At 47.5% G+C, this 21,128-nt stretch carries 15 protein-coding genes; 7 read left to right on the top strand and 8 right to left on the bottom strand.

The genetic code is table 11. The features are described 5' to 3' along the window. Positions 1–208 precede the first annotated feature (208 nt). A complete protein-coding gene (locus LL912_RS18905; RefSeq protein WP_235555165.1) occupies positions 209–1,483 on the bottom strand; it encodes a DEAD/DEAH box helicase in 1,275 nt (424 codons plus the stop codon). A 262-nt stretch (positions 1,484–1,745) separates the two neighbouring features. Here LL912_RS18905 and LL912_RS18900 point away from each other — a divergent pair, with 262 nt between their 5' ends. Both LL912_RS18900 and LL912_RS18895 read left to right on the top strand, forming a co-directional pair. Then, positions 1,746–2,324, top strand: coding sequence for a PhnA domain-containing protein (locus LL912_RS18900; protein ID WP_235555164.1), 579 nt, complete (start codon positions 1,746–1,748; stop codon positions 2,322–2,324). 157 nt (positions 2,325–2,481) lie between these two features. Next, positions 2,482–3,678 carry an IS256 family transposase gene (locus tag LL912_RS18895; RefSeq protein WP_235555163.1) on the top strand — a complete coding sequence of 399 codons (1,197 nt, stop codon included), beginning with the start codon at positions 2,482–2,484 and terminating at the stop codon, positions 3,676–3,678. A 380-nt stretch (positions 3,679–4,058) separates the two neighbouring features. On the opposite strand, the gene LL912_RS18890 is transcribed toward LL912_RS18895, so the two are convergent. Continuing rightward, positions 4,059–6,101 carry a DUF5689 domain-containing protein gene (locus LL912_RS18890; RefSeq protein ID WP_235555162.1) on the bottom strand — a complete coding sequence of 681 codons (2,043 nt, stop codon included), beginning with the start codon at positions 6,099–6,101 and terminating at the stop codon, positions 4,059–4,061. 37 nt (positions 6,102–6,138) lie between these two features. Further along, positions 6,139–8,727: a TonB-dependent receptor gene (locus LL912_RS18885; RefSeq protein ID WP_235555161.1), complete on the bottom strand. Its 2,589-nt coding sequence runs from the start codon at positions 8,725–8,727 to the stop codon at positions 6,139–6,141. A gap of 137 nt (positions 8,728–8,864) precedes the next feature. Between LL912_RS18885 and LL912_RS18880 the strand changes: the two genes are divergently transcribed. The 3 genes from LL912_RS18880 to gnd all read left to right on the top strand — a co-directional run bounded on the left by LL912_RS18880 (position 8,865) and on the right by gnd (position 12,169). Next, positions 8,865–9,086 (top strand): GxxExxY protein, encoded by a 222-nt coding sequence (locus LL912_RS18880; RefSeq protein ID WP_235555160.1) that lies wholly within the window; start codon positions 8,865–8,867, stop codon positions 9,084–9,086. Positions 9,087–9,482: 396 nt separating this feature from the next. Then, positions 9,483–10,532 carry an endonuclease/exonuclease/phosphatase family protein gene (locus tag LL912_RS18875; RefSeq protein ID WP_235555159.1) on the top strand — a complete coding sequence of 350 codons (1,050 nt, stop codon included), beginning with the start codon at positions 9,483–9,485 and terminating at the stop codon, positions 10,530–10,532. A gap of 179 nt (positions 10,533–10,711) precedes the next feature. Continuing rightward, complete coding sequence (gene gnd, locus LL912_RS18870; RefSeq protein WP_235555158.1) at positions 10,712–12,169, top strand: decarboxylating NADP(+)-dependent phosphogluconate dehydrogenase; 1,458 nt, start codon at positions 10,712–10,714, stop codon at positions 12,167–12,169. A 40-nt stretch (positions 12,170–12,209) separates the two neighbouring features. Here the strand turns inward: gnd and LL912_RS18865 are convergent, their stop codons facing one another. The 3 genes from LL912_RS18865 to LL912_RS18855 form a co-directional block, all read right to left on the bottom strand. Next, positions 12,210–13,844, bottom strand: coding sequence for an amidohydrolase (locus LL912_RS18865; protein ID WP_235555157.1), 1,635 nt, complete (start codon positions 13,842–13,844; stop codon positions 12,210–12,212). A gap of 87 nt (positions 13,845–13,931) precedes the next feature. Further along, positions 13,932–14,450, bottom strand: coding sequence for a glutathione peroxidase (locus LL912_RS18860; protein WP_235555156.1), 519 nt, complete (start codon positions 14,448–14,450; stop codon positions 13,932–13,934). A gap of 68 nt (positions 14,451–14,518) precedes the next feature. Next, positions 14,519–15,241 (bottom strand): ComF family protein, encoded by a 723-nt coding sequence (locus LL912_RS18855; RefSeq protein ID WP_235555155.1) that lies wholly within the window; start codon positions 15,239–15,241, stop codon positions 14,519–14,521. A gap of 111 nt (positions 15,242–15,352) precedes the next feature. On the opposite strand from LL912_RS18855, the gene LL912_RS18850 reads away from it, so the two are divergent. Continuing rightward, a complete protein-coding gene (locus LL912_RS18850) occupies positions 15,353–16,006 on the top strand; it encodes a helix-turn-helix transcriptional regulator (RefSeq protein ID WP_235555154.1) in 654 nt (217 codons plus the stop codon). A 92-nt stretch (positions 16,007–16,098) separates the two neighbouring features. After that, the gene (locus tag LL912_RS18845) at positions 16,099–18,918 is read left to right on the top strand and encodes a hypothetical protein (RefSeq protein ID WP_235555153.1); all 2,820 of its coding nucleotides are present in this window, start codon (positions 16,099–16,101) and stop codon (positions 18,916–18,918) included. Between the two features lie 5 nt (positions 18,919–18,923). Here the strand turns inward: LL912_RS18845 and LL912_RS18840 are convergent, their stop codons facing one another. Further along, positions 18,924–20,303, bottom strand: coding sequence for a hypothetical protein (locus LL912_RS18840; RefSeq protein ID WP_235555152.1), 1,380 nt, complete (start codon positions 20,301–20,303; stop codon positions 18,924–18,926). Next, positions 20,290–21,102 carry a fimbrial biogenesis chaperone gene (locus LL912_RS18835; RefSeq protein ID WP_235555151.1) on the bottom strand — a complete coding sequence of 271 codons (813 nt, stop codon included), beginning with the start codon at positions 21,100–21,102 and terminating at the stop codon, positions 20,290–20,292. The genes LL912_RS18840 and LL912_RS18835 overlap by 14 nt, the downstream gene beginning before the upstream one ends. Between the last annotated feature and the right edge of the window lie 26 nt (positions 21,103–21,128).

The following is a 21,128-nucleotide window of genomic DNA, read 5'->3' as shown; positions in this document are numbered from 1 at the left end:
CATAAATATGCTAACTGGCAGCGGTTGAGGCAGGTAAGGGTTCACGCCGTATGCTTCGTGCATCTTTGCCCCCCGGAGTCTTTGTGGTTCCGTAATGGTTTCACCACGAAGACACCAAGTCACTAAGAAACACGAAGCCCTTAAGTCTGTATCATCCTTAGTGCGTCTTGTGTCCCGGAGTTTTTGTGGTTCCACTAAGTTGAAAAGTCTATGCATTCCGCATAGCGGTACTTTTGTGCTGACCAGCGTTTTTATGCCGGTTATGAAACTGCTTTGCCCTTCCTTGTTTCCAGTGTTGCTTTGGCTTTTCAGCCGGTGGTGCGGGCTTTGAGGCAACGGCTTGTGGCACAATTGCCGCTTCAAAAGGGTGATCCCTCACCACGGGAATAGTTTTGCCGATCAGTTTTTGAATGTCTTTTAAATACGGCTGCTCTTCTGCATCACAAAAGGATACGGCAATGCCGCTGGCTCCTGCTCTTCCGGTACGGCCGATACGGTGTACATAGGTTTCCGGTACATTGGGTAATTCATAGTTGATCACACACCCCATACCGTCTACGTCAATCCCTCTTGCTGCAATATCCGTTCCTACCAGTACACGTATCTTCCCGGTTTTGAAATTACCAAGTGCTGCCTGCCGGGCATTTTGAGATTTGTTTCCATGAATGGCCGCCGCACTGACCCCTGCCCGGTTCAGGCCTTTCGCGATCTTATCTGCTCCATATTTCGTTCTTGCAAAAACCAATGTAGATTCAGCTGCAATTTCTTTCAGTACATGCAGCAGCAGGGCAGGTTTGTTTGGTTTCTCTACGTGGTAGACCGATTGCTGTATTTTTTCTACCGTTGTGGATGGTGGCGTTATTTCTATTTTTACCGGCTGTTTCAGCAGTGAATCGGAAAGCTTTTGCACTTCCGGCGGCATGGTCGCTGAAAAAAAGATGGTCTGCCGTTGCAATGGTAGCCGGGCCAGGATCTTCTTTACGTCATGAATAAAACCCATGTCCAGCATGCGGTCGGCCTCATCCAGTACCAGGTATTGAATTTCTTTTATCAGGGAATAGCCCTGGCTGATGAGATCCAGCAGGCGACCGGGTGTGGCAACCAACACATCCACCGGCTTCTCCAGTGCCCTTACCTGGTTGTGCTGCGACACACCACCAAAGATCACTACTTGTTTCAATGGCAGGTATTTGCCGTAGGCGGCGAAACTTTCCGACACCTGCAGGGCCAGCTCTCTTGTGGGCACCAGTACCAACACTTTGGGTTGACGGGATGGCGCTTGTTTTTGACTGTAAAGCAATTGCAATAACGGCAACGCAAAAGACGCCGTTTTCCCGGTGCCGGTCTGCGCGCAGGCCAGCAGATCTCTTTTCTGTAAAATCACCGGGATGGATTTTTCCTGTACCGGTGTGGGATTGGTATAACCCTCATCGTTTAATGCCTTGAGGATCGGATCAATCAGTTGTAATGTATGAAATGACAATTGAGTAAAATTAAAATGAATAAATCAGGTAGCGTCAGCAACAAAAAATGTAGATACGATACCGGTATTATGCCAAACAGTACCTATTGTTGAGCGGAGGAAGACCAACAAATACAGGGCGGATCAACATAAAGGCTGCAAAGGTACGCAGTTTCCGCCGGTTTGCTGATTTTATTCTTTGGAACCACACCTGGTTACTGCGGATACGGCAATAGTGCCACCATATGATAAAAACCCTACATTTGCCGGCAAAAATCAAAACATGGCAAACGAGTCTACAGAAAGAGGCCGGAACGGCTGCGAACTTTGCAAAAGCACTACAGGTGTAAGCGCGTATAAAGTAGCACCTGAAACGCAAAACAATGCCAACCAAACGATCTTTATCTGCAGTAAGTGCGTGGCACAGATCGAGAAAAAGGAAGCGTTGGATGCCGCACACTGGCGTTGTCTTTCCGAATCCATGTGGAGCGAAGTGCCGGCCGTACAGGTGACCGCCTGGCGGATGCTGAACCGGCTGCGGAATGAAAGCTGGGCTGCAGACAACCTGGATATGCTGTACCTGGATGATGAAACACTGGCCTGGGCAAAAGCAACCGGCGATCATGAAGACGATGGCACTGTAGACCTGCATAAGGACAGCAACGGGAACATATTGCAGAACGGAGATACCGTAGTGCTTACCAAAAGTCTCGATGTAAAAGGCTCAACCCTGAATGCAAAAATGGGAACGGTTGTAAAAAACATCCGCCTTGTGGAGGGAAATACGGAACAAATTGAAGGAAAGATCGAAGGGCAAACCATTGTCATTCTTACGAAGTACCTGCGAAAACAAGGAAGTTAGAAATGTAAAATAAGCAATTTAAAATATTGAATGTAAAAGGAAAGACGCCGTTCCTGTTCGGCGTCTTTTCCAAAAGCGACACTGTTTCATAAAGTGTGTAAGTTAAAATCGAGTCATAACGGGTTCGATTTTTTAACTTTAAACACAATATGAACAAATGAAAACGGAAGATTTCTTATCGGACGAGTTTTTGAAGCAGTTCAAGACAGGTGAGCAGCTCAATGAGTTCTTAAGCAGCATTCAAAAACGGGCTATTGAAAAAATGCTTGAGGGTGAGCTGGATGATCACCTGGGCTACGACAAGCATCAGCAAAGTGATAACCCCAATGCGCGCAATGGTCATGGCAAAAAGAAAATAAAAACCGGTTACGGGCAAATGGAAATTGAGGTTCCACGTGACCGGGAAGCCAGTTTTAACCCGATACTGGTACCCAAACGGGAGAGCATGGTTGAGGGCCTAGAAGAGGTTATGGTGTCCATGTACGCCAAAGGAATGAGCGTATCGGACATCCAGGAGCATGTAAAAGATGTTTATAAATTTGATGTTTCCTCCAGTACCATCAGCCGGATCACTTCCCGTGTAGCAGAGGACATTATCGCCTGGCAAAACCGCCCTTTAGAAACAGTATATCTGATTGTCTGGATGGATGGTATTGTTTTCAAGGTCCGGGAGAACAGCAAAGTGATCAATAAAACCGTTTATATCGCCGTAGGACTGCGCACAGACGGTTATAAGGAAGTGTTGGGCATGTGGCTGGGCAAGAATGAAACTTCGGCCTATTGGCTCAGCGTGCTCACTGATCTAAAATCCCGTGGTCTGCAGGATATTCTGATCACTGCCACCGACAACCTCAATGGTTTTACCACTACCATCAGAACGGTATTCCCTGAATCCTCCACTCAGATCTGTGTGGTGCACCAGATCCGCAACAGCATGCGTTATGTGGTCTGGAAGGACCGCAAAGAGTTTACCCGGGACATGAAGGATATTTACGGCGCTCCTACCAGGGAGGCTGCGGCAGCTGCTCTGGATGGTTTTGAGCAAAAATGGGCTGGTAAATATGCTTATGCCATCCGAAGTTGGAAGGATAATTGGGAGGAACTGACCGTATTTTTCGACTTCCCCATTGATATCCGGCAAATCATTTACACCACCAACCTGATCGAAAACCTCAATGGCAAGATCAGAAAATACACAAAGAATAAGCTTTCTTTTCCCAACGATGATGCTGTACTGAAGTCTGTTTACCTGGCACTCAGGGAAGCATCAAAAAAATGGACAATGCCCATCAGAAATTGGGGCATTGTCCTGAACCAGTTCTTGATTATTTTTGGTGACAGATTGAAGGTATAAGTTCTACGATTATTTTACCTCGATTTTAACTTACACACTTTTCGGGATACTCCCCCAAAAGCGGTCAACACGGCTCCATTTTAAATTGGAATCCAATTCTTGCCGGAATTTAAAATAACCAATGTAAGTCAATGTCGTTTTCTCAAGCAATTTTTATAATTGCCACAGATACACAGAGGGCGCCTCTGGCATTTTTTCTGCGATTTTTTTTAGAGCACGCGCAAAACCAGTGCGCAATTTGTCATACCCGAGCGTGCTCTGCGGCGAAGAAACGACAACTTAAACGTAAGATGCCGTTTCCTGGACACCATCCTGGTCCAGCGGAAGATCATCCCTTCCAAATTTTAAATTGGATATGCTATATTTTACATTCCCGGCGGTTACCGCGTGCTTCCGGTGATCCGCACATCATCAATACTAAACGTACCTCCTGCCGCTTCGCTGTTGAATCCATAAAAACGGATGGTAACCGGCCGCTCCAGATCCAAAAACTCCGCGCCCATCGTTACTGTGCACCCTTCGTTGTCGGTCGTTGAAGCGTCATTTATCTGCAACACGCGGCCGGCCACAACCTGTACATTCTTATTATCGGCAGATACCGGCAGGTTTTCCTTAAAATGATCCAGGCTCGAGCGAACCGACACTTGCCGCACACCAGTACCGGAACGTCGCAACGTAAAGAGCATTTTGAAAAGATGCATGACAAACCCTTCCGAAGGAGCAATGGTTACTTCATAATACCGCCCTTCATCCTCCACCCCGCTGAATACATCCGATCCGTTGATGGCACCCGTGGGCCAGCCGGCAAAGGAAAAACGCCCGCTTGCATTGGATCGATCGCTTACACCAACGGCTTTGAACGGTGTTACCTCCAGGTGATGGATCGCCGGTAACGGTGTAGGATCGATCATTCCGGTTTTATCGGAAACGCCTGCAAAACTGAACAGCAGCATAAATGGTACCGAAGGCACAAAGCCGGTAACATCCTTTGTATTACGGATATAAAATCGTTTGATACCATTAAAATTTCCGGCATAGCCCGTCCAGCTTTGGTTACCGGAAGGAATCATTGCTGCTGCAAACGCGGCCTGTTCCTTCGTATATAACTCAAGGGTGCCGCTGCCGTCGTTGAGCGTATGACTACCTAAAAAAAATCCGGGGGCTACCCAGGCATCCGTAACCGTAATCAATGTAGATTCAATATTCCCCGCATCGCCCGGTGGCAGGCTCAGTGCCGTATGCACTTCTGCCACCGTTTTTATAACTGGTGGCACGATAAGGCCTGTTGCAACCGGTACAGGTTTTTCAAACTGCGCGTTTGTCTTCAATTTTAATGCCCCCTGATCACTGATCAGCGAATCCGCATCCGAAAGCAGGAGTAGGATCGAATCACCGGTGTGGTAAGTATGGGAGCCTCCCATATCAACTATCAGACCACTGCTGCCGCTTTGAAGAATGACGGAGCCGGCTTCAATATTGCCGGAGCCGGCATCCGAAATGACCGTACCTCCTACTATATACCGGCCCAGCGCCCGGTTTGCACCCTGGTATACGTGCCTTAGCGCCGCAATAGTAAGAGGCACCCGCGCCTCCTGGCCACAACGGGCCTGCAAAAACTGTACATCTCCCGTATCCCGTATAAAGAGCTGCGGCGTGGCATTGAAAATACTGTAAATACCCGTGATGGCACCATTTCCGGAAGGTACTTTTAAGGAAGCAAAACTGGCATAACTGCTATTCCTTAATACCATCGATTGCCGCTCACAATTACGGATAGTAAAATTTACAGCGCTTACGCCTTTTTCGGGATCCGCATAGGTTTTAGACGTATCCCGGTCTGCAAACTGGAAGCCCTCGAATTGCACCAGCATACTTTGCAACGGATCTTTTATATTCGTTGAAAGATCTGCAGGCGTTATCACCCTGGGCACTACTGTATGACCAAACGAGCCTTTAACAATAAACTGGTCGAACTGTACAACAGGAACCCTTCCCAGGTTCAGGTAGCCTCCATCGCGCACAGAATCCAGCCCCAGCTGGATGGTGCCCCCGTAGTCGCCCAGCATCATACCTTTCAGTTTTACAAAAACACGTCTGCCCACCGGATACGAAGTATACACATTGTTTCCATCCAGTAATACCGGTATGGCGCCGGTTTCATCCTGTATCACAATCTGTTTATAAAAATTCCCGGAGCGGTCATTGGCCGTTACAATACCTGCAATCGTAATGTCATCATAGATCTTTTGAAAAATACCGTACCCCTGGTAACGCCCTTTTAACCCGGCAATAGTCATGTTTACCGGTATCTCCGGATCGGTGTTTACAGAAGGAACGTCAAAGGCCCGGTTACAGGCGATGATCAAAACCCATATCCAAAACAGGATTGCGTTTGTCTTTAGCACAGCAATATATGTTTTCATAAAATTGATTTTTAGGTTACAATGCCACGTGATTCGATTATTTAAACCGAAGCATTAAGCTGGCATAATAATTCAGCCCATAGGCATAATAATATTTTGGAGGAAAGCTGTCCGGATCCTTGTCTTCCATATTGAACCGCAGTTGCTCAAACCCTCCGGAACGGATGTCTTTATTATTCAGCAGGTTGTTTACACCAAGACTGAATACCAGGTACACCGGTTTTTTATGAATAGTATAGCGCAGGCGCTTTGACCAGCCAGCAAAAAGGTCCAATGTGAACTGTGCCGGAAATTTTTCCTGGACGGTCATCCGATTGATGCGTTCCTGTACGTCGGAGGATGCAGGATCCGCATCCCCGATGGCTGCTATTGTTCGCCGGATGGGATTTACACTCAGCCAGGATTGACCAAAATAATTGCCACTCAAACTAAAAAACCAGTACCGCGGCGAGCGGTAAAAAAAGCCGGCGCTGTATGCATTTTGCGGAGTGGAGGGAACCCGGAAGTTTTTCAGATATACGACCTGCTCCGTCAACACTGCGGCATCATTATCTACGGTTACAATCGCATGTGGACGACCGTTGTAATAATACCGCCCCACCGAAGCCACTCCGTTCAAACTCCACGCTGCATTGAGCTTTATCTCCGCCCCCATCTCACCACCAAAATGGACCGTATGAATACCGCTCATGGCATAGTTGACAAAATTCCGGTACTGGTCGTGATAAAAGGTCATAACATCATACACATCTCTTATTGCTGTATAATAGCCGGTAAGACCAATCCGCAAACGCGGACTGTTGTGCTTATACCCTGTTTCCGCGGACCAAAAAGTTTCGCTTTTCAATGGATCCGGCTGTAGTGCATTCCGGGTGCGGGGGGCAATGAATACATTATCAAATAAGGGTGGCGTGCGAAAATACCCTCCGCTGATAAAGAAATAATTCCGGCCATTGCGTTTGTAGGTGATGCCGGTTTTAATACCCGGATCAATAAATTGCTGACGGGCAGAAGGGCCGTAAGAGTCATCCGGAAAAAGCCCGTTCCGATTGAGCCCTTGTCGGTAGAACTGCGTTTGAACTGCATTGATGCTCAAGAAACCATCCAGGCGGCGTCCGGTAAACATAAGCTGCGCCCATGCCGTTATACGGCTCATGGTCATCCGGTAATGATAGCCATAGGGTGCTCCTTCCTTTTTTAGCTGATCCGGATGGTCCAGGTCGTATTGTACAGCCCCGGCATCATTTGGAAAATCTCTTTCTGCAAATTGATTTACATTCAGCCAGAAATCGCCTCCCAGCAGGTCTTTCACTTCCTGGTAATGCTCGTTTTCCTGGCGCTGATAGCCTGCACCCGCCGCCAACCCGATCCGGCCGGAAAGTTTTGAACGATATACAGTGCTCGCTACATAGCGCTGCAGGGTATTGACCCGGTTGGACAAAATATAAAGGGACCGGTTGCCACTGACATCTTCACCAGGTACACCGCCCACATTGCGAATGGTTACCCTATTAGCCCGGTTCACTTCGTAGAGCCGGTTCCAGTTCACCTGCAGCAGGCCCGGATCTCCAGCAATTAATGCACGCAATGCAGCAGCAGCATCGGGTTGGGTTTTGGCATAATAACCGGGCAGGTACCTGTAATAATCCGGCCGCGGGTCCGGCGCATTGTACCAATCGAATCCGGATAGTTTCCGTTTTCCAAAAATATAGGCCAGCGTGGTCATCCAGCTCGTTTTTATATTGGGTTTATATTCATATACGCCCATAAAAACCGGCTGAAATGCAGTGGTGCCGGCTGCATTCCTTTTTTCTCCGTTTTGATATCCCCAGGAGGGGTTGTAAAAATGCGTACCGGCCAGGTCCATGGCCTCTTGTACACTGGCAGTTTGCCGACCACTTTCTGTGGGTGCTCCAAACGCAATAAAGGAAAAAACATTCCGGGCACCTGCTTTTTTATCAATGGCCGCATAATAACTCAGACTGCGGTAATAAGTACCGGGTACATAACCTTCCTTTGCATAACGGGTGCTGAGCATAAAGCTATATGCCCAGCCATTTTTATTAAAGCCCGAACCATGCGTCAGCAGGAACCGGTGGCGATAGTTCCGGTTCGACAGCGCATAGCCCGCCTGTGTCTGTGCCCATTGTACACCTGCACGCATATCGATATTGATATGCAGCCCCAACCTGTTCGGAGCAAAATCAGCCGCTTCCAATCCACAGGCGTTTTGGCGGGAACGCATCATATTGGTAAGACCGGACCATAAGCCAAAAGGCGCAAAGCCATTGTCCAGTCCGGTAAGATCCGCACCGTTCAAATAGACTGCATCGCCGTTGTTATATCCCCGGAGCCGGAAACGTACTGGCGAAAAACGAAAAGCAACCGCAGCCAGAAAGGGATTTCTTCCCGCGGAAAGTACCGATGAAACGGTGCTATTACTGCCTTCATCCGGATCTCCCTCATTCAGGCTGATGACGGGTAGCTGCTCCAACACTTCAGTTTTCAGATCTCCGATAAGTGAATCGGTTCCCGGGATGGTATCATAAGTGCTCAGAAGCGGAAGGGATTGTGCATTCCCAGACAGGTACAGGAACGCAAGCGTTAGCACGATGGTGGTTTTCATTTGTGATCGTTTTTGATAGGTTACCGTAAATATAACAAAAACATTGAATATTGAAAATTTTTTATTTAAGAATGTTTTCCAATCTTCGCAATAGAAACAAAGCGCGCACCGGATGCTATAAATTTTGCAGGTGCTGTATGAATCAACACAACCTATATAAGCATCTATTGAATATCAATAAACTTACCTACCAGGTCAGAGATGCTCTATTTAAAGTGCATCGTATTTTAGGATCGGGATTACTGGAGGTTGTTTACGAAGCGGCACTGGCGTACGAGCTGGTTCAAAACGGAAGAAAAGACAAAACACAGGCAGGATTACCGGTTGTATATGAAAATGTGGAATTGAAATTGAGATAGGCTCGATATATTGGTAAAAGATATGCTGATCATTGAAATCAAGTCCGTGGAACTGTTACATAATCTTCATAAAAGCAGTTGTAACGTATTTAAAGTTATCAGGAAAGAAACTCGGCTTGCTTGTGAATTTTAATTGCAGTTTGATAATAAGCAAAGAGAGCCTGATAGGAATTATTAATTAAGGATGAAAAGACGCTCACAGATGACACGGATTCCCATAAATCGATTTAAAATCTATGCACATCCGTGAAATTCGTGAGCGAAAAAAGATCGACTTAAAAATCTGTGCATAGCTGCGGAATCTGCGAGAAAAAGATCAAGCCAAGGTTCTAAAGCCTGCATATCTATATTTGAAAACCCGGAGATCTATAAGTCTCCTTATCTAACCTGAATGATATGAAAAAAAATCCATTCCTGCTGACGCCGGCTGTTATCAGTTTCTGCTGCATCAGCCTGTTCGCACAGCCCCGCTCCTACCAGCCGGCCATCGTCGCATTTTACAATCTCGAAAATTTTTATGATACCGTTTTTCATGGCCGGTACGACGACGAAACCTTTACGCCCTATGGTTCTAAAGCCTATACCAGCACGGTCTTCCATGAAAAAACCACCCGCCTTGCAACCGTTATCTCCCGGATTGGCACGGAAACAAATCCCGAAGGGCCGGCCCTCCTGGGCGTATCGGAAGTTGAAAACGGCGCTGTACTCGATGCTCTGACACAACACCCGTTGCTGGCCGGTCGTCATTACCGGTATGTGCATTATGATTCAAAAGATGCACGGGGTGCCGATGTGGCCTTGTTATACAATCCAAAATATTTTCGCGTACTCAAAAGCAGGCCCTTATATGTATCGCTTCCCGAAGGGATTAAAACCTCCGCGTATACGCGCGACATCCTTTGGGTAACCGGCCTGCTGAATAGCGAACGGGTTCAGGTTTTTGTAAACCACTGGCCCAGCCGCTACGGAGGCGAAAAAAAATCGGAGCCTGGTCGAATGGCTGCAGCACTTACCATCCGAAAATTTATAGACACCCTGTTCAATCACAACCCCATGACCAAAATCATTGTGATGGGCGACTTTAACGATGAGCCGGTAAACAATAGCATGGTAAAAGGGCTGCAGGCTACAGGCAATACAGGCATCATTAAAATGGGACAGCTGTATAATCCCTGGATGGCACTCTACAAAAACGGTATGGGCACCCTGGCTTACCAGGACGCCTGGAGTCTTTTTGACCAGATCCTGGTTTCAGAAGGTTTTTTGGATAAGGATCAGTCTGGTTTTTTCTTTTACAAAAATGCCGTGTTTAAGAACGATGCGCTTATCGAAAATACCGGACCTTATAAAGGCTATCCCCTGCGCAGTTACGCGGGAGAACTTTACCGGGGCGGATACAGCGATCATTTTCCAGTTTATATCGTCCTGTTGAAAAAACGGCCCTGAACGGGAAATGGTCCGGCTCTTCCCTTAAAAAAGTACTACCAAAGCGCCCGGTTAATTGTAAATTTTATAATTATCACCCATATACTCAGCCAGGAATTGGATTTAATAGCCCATGGGGTTAAATTTGGGCACTTATAATCGTTAATCATTTTTTGTTTATACATTAATCGTACGTAATTATGAATGAAGTATCTGACATAGGCGTCATTGGCCTGGCAGTGATGGGTGAAAACCTGATCCTGAATATGGAAAGCAAGGGCTTTCATGTAACCGCTTACAACCGCTCTGTTGATAAAGTAGAAAATTTTGTAAACGGCCGGGCAAAAGGAAAAAATATTTATGGCGCAAAATCGATTGAAGACCTGGTTAGCTCCTTAAAGTCTCCGAGAAAAGTGATGCTGATGGTTAAAGCGGGTAAGCCGGTTGATGATTTTATTGAGCTGTTGATTCCGCATTTAGATAAAGGCGACATCATTATTGATGGCGGCAATTCTCATTTTCCCGATACCGAACGCCGGGTAAAATATGTAGAAAGCAAAGGACTGTACTTTATCGGTACCGGCGTTTCCGGCGGAGAAGAAGGTGCCCTGCTGGGACCTTCCATCATGCCCGGTGGCTCTAAGGAAGCCTGGCCCGCAGTAAAGCCCATCTTCCAGGGCATTGCGGCTAAAGTAGCCGATGGTACGCCCTGTTGCGACTGGGTAGGCACGGGTGGTGCCGGCCATTTTGTAAAGATGGTACACAATGGCATCGAATACGGCGATATGCAGCTGATCAACGAGATCTACCACATCATGAAAAATGTATTGGGTATGTCTGCAGATGAAATGCACGAAGTATTTAAAGAATGGAATGAAGGAGAACTGGACAGTTACCTGATCGAGATCACCCGGGATATCCTGGCTTATAAAGAAGCGGATGGCACGCCCATCATTGACCGGATCCTCGATACTGCCGGGCAAAAAGGTACGGGTAAATGGACCGGGACCGTGGCACTGGAGCTGGGTGTACCGCTTACGCTAATTACCGAATCCGTGTTTGCCCGTTGTCTTTCTGCATTAAAAGACGAGCGCGTGGCCGCTTCAAAAGTATTGACCGCTGGTCCCACACCTGCTTTTGATGGCGACAAAAAAGCGTTCATCGATCATTTAAGAGATGCGCTGTATGCTGCAAAAGTAATATCTTATGCACAGGGATACCAGATGATGAAGGCCGCCGCAAAAGAATACAACTGGGAACTAAGCTATGGCAATATCGCCCTGATGTGGAGAGGCGGGTGCATCATCCGTTCACGCTTCCTGGGCAATATTAAAGAAGCATTTGACAAGAATCCTGACCTGGCCAACCTGCTGCTAGATCCGTATTTTGCAGAAAAGATCCAGGCCTGCCAGGGTGGATTAAGACAAGTGTCAGCCACCGCCATACAAAACGGGATACCGGTGCCCTGCCTGAATGCCGCCATCAGCTTCTATGACGGCTATCGCACCGAACGCCTTCCGGCCAACCTGCTGCAGGCGCAGCGCGACTATTTTGGCGCGCATACGTACGAAAGAACAGACAAGCCCCGCGGACAATTCTTCCATACCAACTGGACCGGGCGCGGAGGCGATACAGCGTCTACGACGTACGACGTGTAGCCGCGCAGACCTATGAGGTTTTTGTAAACCTCATAGGTCTTTACTTTTTTTCAAACACCATCTCCCCTCCCGAATAGGTCTTCAACACTTTTATTTTTAGTAATGCTGCTTCAGGAGCCTGCATTAAGTCCTGGTCCAGCACTACAAAATCTGCCAGTTTTCCCGGCTCCAGGCTTCCTTTTTCCTGCTCTTCAAATGCTGCACGGGCCGCCCAGATCGTCATGCCCCGCAAGGCCTGCTCCCTTGTTAACGCGTTTTCTACCTGGAAACCGGTGGCCGGAAAGCCTTCCGCATCTTTTCGTACCACCGCTGCATAAAACGTTTTAAAGGGTGAAATGTCCTCTACCGGGAAGTCGGTCCCCAGCGGTATCCATCCGTTTTGCTTTAATAGCTGCAAATAAGCATAGGCACCCTTCAAACGATCTGCTCCCAGCCGGTTGCCGGCCCAGTACATATCCGATGTGGCATGGGTAGGCTGTACCGAGGGAATAATATTGTAATCGCCAAAGAAATGAAAATCGTTCGCGTTGATCACCTGTGCGTGCTCGATTCGCCAGCGCAAATCGTTCCTGCCCTTCAGGTATTTTGCATAAACCTCCAGCATGGTCCGGTTGGCGCTGTCTCCAATGGCATGCGTACACATCTGCCAGCCATGTGTGGAAATAAACCGGGCCACCGAGTCAAAATGTTCCGGCTTGCTCAATAAGAATCCTTTCCAACCGGCTTTATCGGAATAATCGTGCAGGAGGCAGGCCCCCCTGGAGCCCAGGGCCCCGTCGGAGTAAACCTTGAATCCCCGCACATGCATCCGGTCTGTTTTGATAATGCCCCGCTTCAGCAGGTAATCATAGTTTTGTTTAGCATCACTCAGCATCACATACAGCCGCATTTTCAGATCGCCGTTTTTTTGTAACGCCTCTATTTTCTCCACCACATCATAGCTGAGCCCGCAGTCATGAACAGAGGTAAGTCCCTGTTCAAAACAATTGGCCTGGGCCCGCTGAAGCATGGCTTTTGCCGCATCAAGCGAAGGTTCAGGAATCCGGGAAGCCACTTTATCCATGGCATTGTCGATCAGGATACCCGTAAGTATGCCGTTTTTTACCTGGTATTCGCCCCCGGTAATGGTGTCCCCCGCTTTCACCCCTGCCAGTTCCAGCGCCTTGTTATTCGCAATTGCTGCATGCCCGTCGATCCGCACCAGGAATACCGGGCGATCCGGATATCGTTTATTCAGTTCTTCGTTCGTGGGAAATTCTTTTACCGGCCAGTCGTTCTGGTCCCAGCCCCGCCCGATGATCCAACTGCTGGTATCACCGGTCTTATAATCGCTGAAGCGGTGCAATACATCCTCCCAGCGGATTGTTCCTGTCAGGTCCATTTCAGAAAGTCCTTTTGCGTATCCCACAAAATGAGCATGCGCATCGATGAAGCCCGGGTAAATGAACTTCCCGGCTGCATCCAGCTGTTCCTTACAGGCATACTGCTTTTCCAGCTCGATTTTAGCGCCCAGGGCTACTACCTTACCGTTCCTGATTACCATGGCTTCAGCCTTGCTGAAGGCGGTATCTACCGTATAAATGGTTCCGTTAAATACCAACAGATCTGCCTCCTTTTTTGAGTTACAGGCAATCATAGATACAGTTATCCAAACAAGAAAGGCCAGCGTACGCATAAATTATTTTACAGCGAATATAAAAAAATAGCCCCTTTTTATGGGGGCCATTAATTGCTTGTTGTCAGAAAAAAATATATAGAAAACTTAGTTCAGGTATTTTAAAAGGTCCTCACTCATGGGTTCTACCTTCGACGGGAACACGGCAATCAACGCTCCCTTTTCATCCATCAAAAACTTTGTAAAATTCCACTTGATCGGATCTTTTATTCCTTTTTTCTCTGCTTCAGCAATTAAATATTTATAAATAGGCGCCATATCTGCTCCCTGAACCGATACCTTGCTGGCCATGGGGAAGCTGACACCATAATTTTTTTTGCAGAACTCAGCAATCTCCTCGTTGCTGCCGGGCTCCTGTGACTTAAAATTGTTTGCGGGAAAACCTACGATCACCAGCTTATCCCTGTATTTTTTATAAAGCTCCTCCAATCCTTCATACTGATGGGTGTAGCCACACTTGCTGGCGGTATTCACGATCAGGATTTTCTTTCCCTTAAAATCTTTAAAATTGATAGTCCCTCCGGTCAATCCGGCTACCTTAAAATCATAGATAGAGCCTGCTGCCATTACTGCAGCCAGCACGAGTGTTGTAAGAAGTACTTTCATATATTCGATTTATTCCTAAAGGTAACCGGTTTTTCCGATTTTGTTTGTTAAACAACAAGCTCCTGCAATCAATTACTGGCAAAACACAGCACTGTAATACTCAATCGCACACCGGGAATCTTTAGCAAGACGCTGCCACACGCCTCCAGCGTTGCACCCGTGGTAACTACATCATCTACCAGCAGGAGGTGCTGGTTTACAGCCACTGACGCATCGGGGACGCTGAACTTTCCCTGCATATTGTTCCACCGGTCTACCCGGCTCTTTTTTGTTTGACTTTCTGTAGCGGCTGTTCTGTAAATCAGCGTTGTGCAAACTGGTATTCCGGTTACAGCAGCAATACCGCCGCATAAAACCGCCGCCTGGTTATAGCCTCGCCGGCGTTCCCTGGCAGCAAACAACGGCATCGGCACCAGAAGGCCGATGTCTTTAAAACGCGCGGATTGCATTAATCCGGTACCCAGCAGCATCCCCAGCTGCCGCCCCAGTGCCTGGTTACCGCCATATTTTAGCTGGTGGAGCATGTGTTGTATGGCTGATCGTTTTGAAAAATAACAATGTGCGCTGGCCGCTTCTATCCGCAACCGGCCGGCAAAAATTTTTTCAACCGGATTACCAGCGTTCATTTCAAAATCCGTAACCGGTAATCCGTATATACAGGAAAGACAAAGTTCGCTGCCAGCCGGCAATGCATCGCTGCCGCAGCCCGCACAAATATGCGGATAAAACAGATGGGTAAAAGCGCTCCAGGCTTGTTGCAGGGTGTTCATTATGATCAGCTTCTCATTCAAATATAAAAAATAAACATATACGGAACCAAATTTTTATCTTTGCATTTGAACTTTAATTTAACCACAATCAAAGTTTATGCAACCGTTTTTAGAACGGGCATAAAGAATATTATGGTTTTGCCCTCTACCCCTGTTATTGATACGATTATCGTATCTGACAATGTTTGTTTTACGGAGCACTTAACAGCCTTTCTGAGGCAAAGCACGGCATTTTGCTTCAGGATACGGGTTGTAACAGACTCCAATGATTCGACTTTACATACGTACCGGCTCCTGTTTTCGCATCCGCCGCTGATTTTATTTGCAGCAGATCTTACACGTCCGGAAAGCCTGGCTGTGTTGTCGGCACTTGCTCAATCTTTCCCGGGATGCCTGATGGTAGCCATTGGTGAAATGGGAGATTTGGGTCTGTTGCTGAAATATATACGGATAGGCGTGCGGGGATTTATTCCCGCTTCACTTTCCGCATCCGCCTTTAATGAAGCATTGATAAAAATTATAGGAGGCGAAGCCTTTATCAGCACAGCCGTAACCGGCAAGATCTTTGACTACCTTCACCATAATGTTGAGCTAACCGGCAAACTAACCCACCGGCAACAGCAGATCGTGGAAGGTATTGTGGAAGGACTAAGCTACAAGCTGATTGCGCACAAATACCAGATTTCCATCGACACGGTACGGGAGCATATCAAAAACATTTATAAAACATTCCGCATCAACAGCAAGGCAGAACTGATCACACTGCTTAAGTTTCATTACCTGTAATCACATCTTTATGTGGTAATACCACCTGTAAAATAGGAAGGCTACCGCGTACATTTGTGCTATCAACATACCACTATTACTGCTTATTTTCTGTGCGCATTGTTTTTTTTATCCTGGGGATCGTGAGCTGCCTGCCCGCTGCAGCGCAGCAACCGCTGGTACGCTATGGCTTCAAATATGATACGGTATCTATCCGTTCCGGCGAAACGTTTTCCAACAGCATCTGGATCGAAAACAGCAGCAATACAGAGGTGCTGCTTTTTCAAACAAACTTTGCGGCATCTGTAAAAGGCATGCTGAATCTGCCGGACAGCATCCGGTTACAAGGCCGGGAAAAAAAATGGTACCCGCTTAAATACTTTGCTGACCGGCGTACCGTTCATAGCAATTTTCAGCGGTTTCTCATTATGCTCGCACCCCTGCAAAAGGATGTAACCGTACAAAATGCAGCTTTCTTTACTACACACCTTCAACAAATACAGGGATTGGTAGTTGACACGGATGAACCCGAGATTTATCTTAGCCAATTGAGCCGGCAAACCAGTGTACCCGTCCGCTGCTATAATAACGGCCTGGTCCCCGTCAGCTTTCACCTGGACCTGAGCAATATCCCCGAAGGGCTGGAATTTGGCGGTGATATAAATGAACTGACGCTTGCACCGGGCCAGCAGCAAACTATTGTATTTACCGCAACCAATAAATTACGCAACCGCACTGCCTCTGATTTTCTCGTTCTCATCCGCGCTCTTGACAAAGCCGGGAACCAGCTTGCCATAAAAAATCTGCGGATGATGAGCATGAGCAGCGATAAACGGCTTGGTCTGAACCAGCTTTCTTTTTCACAAAGTCCGCCCAATACTATTGGCATGCGCTACCTGTCGGTAAATCAAGGTCTTTCCGCCTACCAGTTCCAGGGAAACGGTTCATTTTTCCTGCCCGACAGCCAGCAGCTCCGGTACCGGATAAATGCCGACTATATAACCAGTCCTGTACAAAAGGGATTGAATATCTATGATACCTATATCGACTACCAATCCCGTAAATGGGGATTGAGGGCGGGAACCATTTACGATCTGCTTGATTTTAACCTGAACGGAAGAGGGCTGAAAGCAGGTTTTAAAACCAGCGCCAACCGGTCGCTGACCTTCTACGGAGTTGAAAACAATTATCTGTTATACAACAGTCTTCACTACCGCCCTCAGGGCCAGGGTTATACCTTCGCCATTGCCTACCAGGACCAGACGTCTTCGGTAAAAAATAAATCCCTGACTCTATTACAAAGTTCCAATACCTGGAGCCATATCAATACTTCACTGCTATCCGGGAGCATTACCATACCGGTTGGTAAAAGCACTTATATCGGTGCAGAGGCCGGTTATAGCCTGCTTCATATAAAAAATGCAGACGCCCGGTCTGGAGTTGCCGGAGGGTTAAAAATTGTACACAGCAACGGCCGCTTCCGGTCTTACAGTTACAACTATTATTCATCACCTTATTACGGGGGATTAAAAAGAGGATTGCTGCAGCTAGACAATAATATGGCCCTCGATTTTGGCCGGAACAACACGCTCTTTGCCGCCATACGCCTGTTGAACAATAACCCCAGGCTCCTTTACTATTTCGGAAACGAATATCTTTCTGCCGCCAGCCGGTACGGCAACAGCACTTATGAAATCGGTTACGGAACCCGGAGCGGAAGCTGGAATATTGCCTTCAGACCTTATTATTTCACGCAGTATATTCAACTGCAAGAAAAAAACGAAAACTGGAAATCGGCTTCCCTCCGCGGCAAAATAAACCTGGGCTATGCTTATGCAACGCATACCTTCTTCCTCGAAGCAGACAACGGCTATACTTTCCAAAATACCTCCCAAAGACCCCAGGCGCCCTTTCTGTCGTCTCGCGTTAATACCTCCTATAAAGGCCAGGTACTGGGCTTTTCGGCGTTCGCCCAACTTAACAGCTACTATTTAACGGATGCCCTGGCGCTTGACCTGGAACGGCCTAAATACACATTTCTATCGCTTGGACCAACCGCCGGTTTTGCAGTTTTTCAACAGCGCGTGTCTGTGAATGTGGGCGTTACCTATAATTATTCGGGCTACAATCATAGCTCCAATTACGCCGTAAACGGCAACCTCCGCTGGCACCTGAAAAACAACTGGGCTGTTACGGCAGATATGCTTTACGGGATTAACGTGCAACCAATGGCCTACAATGTTACCCAGGGGTCCGGTACAAGCTACGACCCTGGCGATCCTTCCCTGCCATACCGTTATAACAGCAGGCAAATACGGGTTGGTATTGAAAAAAGCTTTCATAATCAGCGCGAGCTGCAGGAACGGAAACTGGAGCTTTTCTTTTATGCAGACCTGAATACCAATGGCCGCTACGATGAGGGCGAACCCACTGCTCCGGGGGTTCAGGTACGTATTGACGGAACGATGGCGGTCACTAACCGCAAGGGGCTTGTAAAATTTACCGGCGAAAAAAATAAAAGCTATTCCGTTTCCATCCTGAATAATAAGAACTGGAGCCTGTTAAATAGCCCGGAAATTGTACTGACAAAAAACAGCCGGCTTGAGGTTGCGCTTGTAAAAACAGAATTGCTGACGGGAAAGCTTGTTTATGTGGCCGACAAGTATGCAGATGCCCCGCCGCCGCCCGCCGGCATCCGGGTAAAAGCGATTTCAAAAAACGGTGCCGTATTTATGACCCTTATAAACGAGCAGGGGCTGTTTCATCTTTATCTTCCCGAAGACCAATACCTGCTTTCTGTTGATGCCGGGGCATTGGGTTTTACCATGCTCCAGGAAAACAAAATGGTGCAGATACGGCAACAGCAACAGGAAACCGTTGAATTGAAGTATACCTACCGGGCGCGGAAGGTAGAGATTACCCAGTTTAATTGAGTGGTTTAATGTGCGGTTAAGGTGTAATTAAGCACGGCCGTATACGTTCCGGCTGGTTTATTGATAAGATATTGTGTGCGGGATGCAGGTATCCGGTAGCGTATATTAAGATACCGGTCCACAGCCGGAAGCGCGCCGCTCACCAATAGTTGATCGGTTGTGGAAAGGGAACTGATGGTATTTACCCCCGTTTGGCCGGCTGCTGGACCTACTTCCAGTACACTTACCGGCACTGTGGCCACTGATGCGCTTTTGGTCAAATCACTGGTCTGCGCTTTTACACTGATATCATACGGTGTGGTTTTGCTTACCTGAAGATGATTAGCAAGCTCCAAAGCTATTCCATTTTTGTAATCTGCGGCGGTTTGGAATGGCAGGGTTACACCGGTGGTGGACAGGTTGAATTCTGAAAGGTCATTTATGGTAACCGCCAGGTTTAGTACTTTGCTGTACGTAGCTGCCGGGCTGGTATTCGTGCCCTGCAGGGTAACAGTAGTACTGTAATCGCCCTTATTGATAAACGCTGTTTTTAAATCCGACGGGTTGATAAAAAACCGCGCATTGAAATTGGTTTTATTACCCACAGGTACCGGCGCATTGGCCACGAGTTGCTGGCTGGTGGTCGCCAGCGGCATTATCGAACCGGCGGGGGTAGTCATCTGCACCTGTATTTTACCCACTGCAGTTTGTGGATCTGATACACCTGGATACCCGTTCGCAAAACCCAGCTGCGCTGTATTCGCCGTCAGGGCCAGTTGTACTGGCACGGTATGCCGCAGTGTAAAAGCATTGAAGGCTTCAAGCGTAGTGTTCCGGAAATATTTCAGATCATTTACTACCAACGCTATATTTTCTGGTGCAATGCTCGCTGTTATAAGCGGATCCACAATCACTGTAAGGGTTACCTGTGTGGGAGTAACCGCAGAGCCAATACCAATGGCGCTAAGCGAGTAGGCCAATGTGTTGGAATAAGTTCCGGCCTGCCAGGCAGTTGCAGCAAGATTGGGCGCTTCATATTTTACCGTAAAAGGTCCGCCGCTAAGCAGCAACAACGATAACAGCTCGCTGGTCATTGACTGAGGCGTCGTGCTAAGCGTAATGGCATTATCATGATTGACCCCTCTCACATACATTGCAGTGAACTTTGCTAATGGCAGGGCGCTGTTTGTACCGGAAACCGGATTCAGATCACCATTACCCTTCACCATGATATTGGGCAGCAATGCCAGTAAACCCGGGTTATAATTATAGCCGGTAGCCGTCATATTCACAACACCATCGATCAGGGCAGCCTCATTAATGGTCAGCTGAGCGTTTTGAGCCCTTCCCGGGCTCCAAAGAAACAATATCAACCAGAAAGGCCGGATGATGCTATTCTTCCACATGCATATTTTTTTCTGCAACTTTCAATTCATTATCTGAGCCGGCGTCCAGTATGGCTACAGCAAGGTAGTTTCCGGCAGCCAGTTTAGGCAACGGGTAATGCACTACCTGGTCATCCCCGGGCATAATCGCGATGGGTACCGGTTCCGGTTTTATTTCTTCACCCGTTTGCTTGTTTGTTAGTTCAAACCGGATAAAACCATCCTTGTGCACCTGGCCGGTGTTTTGATATTTTACCACCAGGCGGTGCCCCGCACTATCCTTCTTATGCCCCGGCTCATAGTTAAACGCAAGGAACCGGAGCGTTCCTTTTTGTGCTGCCTGCGGCGTATAAAAAAGCTGGATTCCGAATTCCATGCTGATCCTGATGCCGATGCCTGATTTGTCACCTGTTTCATTACGCGGTGCATTGACCTGTGTAAAAAACAGCATGCTATTGCTCGCAATCTTCTGCGTGTCTGCAATAGGAATACGCATGCTTACAGTATAGGTCTTTTTTTCGCCGGGGGCCACTACAAAACTGGTTTGGGGCAGCTTGATATTTTTGGCATTGGAATGTGGCAGACTGCTTACTGGAAAATAATGTTTGATACCCAGCGAATCCCGGTTCCAATCCTTAAGGCTTAACAGGAATTCATAGGACTGGGAGGTGGTATTGGATATCGTAATGGTTTCACTTACGGTTTCTCCCGGAGCACCTTTAAAAAAAAGTCGCATGGGAGAAAAAGAGAGCTGCTGTGCCTGTAAAACGCAGCAAAAAAGCAGGCTTAAGATAAGAGAGCAGGGGAACCGATAACGCATTGAGACTTGTATGATTTAAAATAATA

This window comes from Niabella agricola (genome assembly GCF_021538615.1).
GTDB classification, from domain to species: Bacteria; Bacteroidota; Bacteroidia; order Chitinophagales; family Chitinophagaceae; genus Niabella; species Niabella agricola.
The sequence above is the reverse complement of the archived record's forward strand: the minus strand, read 5'-3'. Positions and strand labels throughout refer to the sequence as shown.

Bases quoted from the DNA above. Each gene is read 5' to 3' on its own strand.
- LL912_RS18900 (WP_235555164.1), top strand. From the start codon at position 1,746: ATGGCAAACGAGTCTACAGAAAGAGGCCGGAACGGCTGCGAACTTTGC.
- LL912_RS18840 (WP_235555152.1), bottom strand. From the start codon at position 20,303: ATGTGGAAGAATAGCATCATCCGGCCTTTCTGGTTGATATTGTTTCTT.
- LL912_RS18890 (WP_235555162.1), bottom strand. From the start codon at position 6,101: ATGAAAACATATATTGCTGTGCTAAAGACAAACGCAATCCTGTTTTGG.
- LL912_RS18860 (WP_235555156.1), bottom strand. From the start codon at position 14,450: ATGAAAGTACTTCTTACAACACTCGTGCTGGCTGCAGTAATGGCAGCA.
- LL912_RS18880 (WP_235555160.1), top strand. From the start codon at position 8,865: ATGAATCAACACAACCTATATAAGCATCTATTGAATATCAATAAACTT.
- LL912_RS18885 (WP_235555161.1), bottom strand. From the start codon at position 8,727: ATGAAAACCACCATCGTGCTAACGCTTGCGTTCCTGTACCTGTCTGGG.
- LL912_RS18895 (WP_235555163.1), top strand. From the start codon at position 2,482: ATGAAAACGGAAGATTTCTTATCGGACGAGTTTTTGAAGCAGTTCAAG.
- LL912_RS18835 (WP_235555151.1), bottom strand. From the start codon at position 21,102: ATGCGTTATCGGTTCCCCTGCTCTCTTATCTTAAGCCTGCTTTTTTGC.
- LL912_RS18865 (WP_235555157.1), bottom strand. From the start codon at position 13,844: ATGCGTACGCTGGCCTTTCTTGTTTGGATAACTGTATCTATGATTGCC.
- LL912_RS18850 (WP_235555154.1), top strand. From the start codon at position 15,353: ATGGTTTTGCCCTCTACCCCTGTTATTGATACGATTATCGTATCTGAC.
- gnd (WP_235555158.1), top strand. From the start codon at position 10,712: ATGAATGAAGTATCTGACATAGGCGTCATTGGCCTGGCAGTGATGGGT.
- LL912_RS18875 (WP_235555159.1), top strand. From the start codon at position 9,483: ATGAAAAAAAATCCATTCCTGCTGACGCCGGCTGTTATCAGTTTCTGC.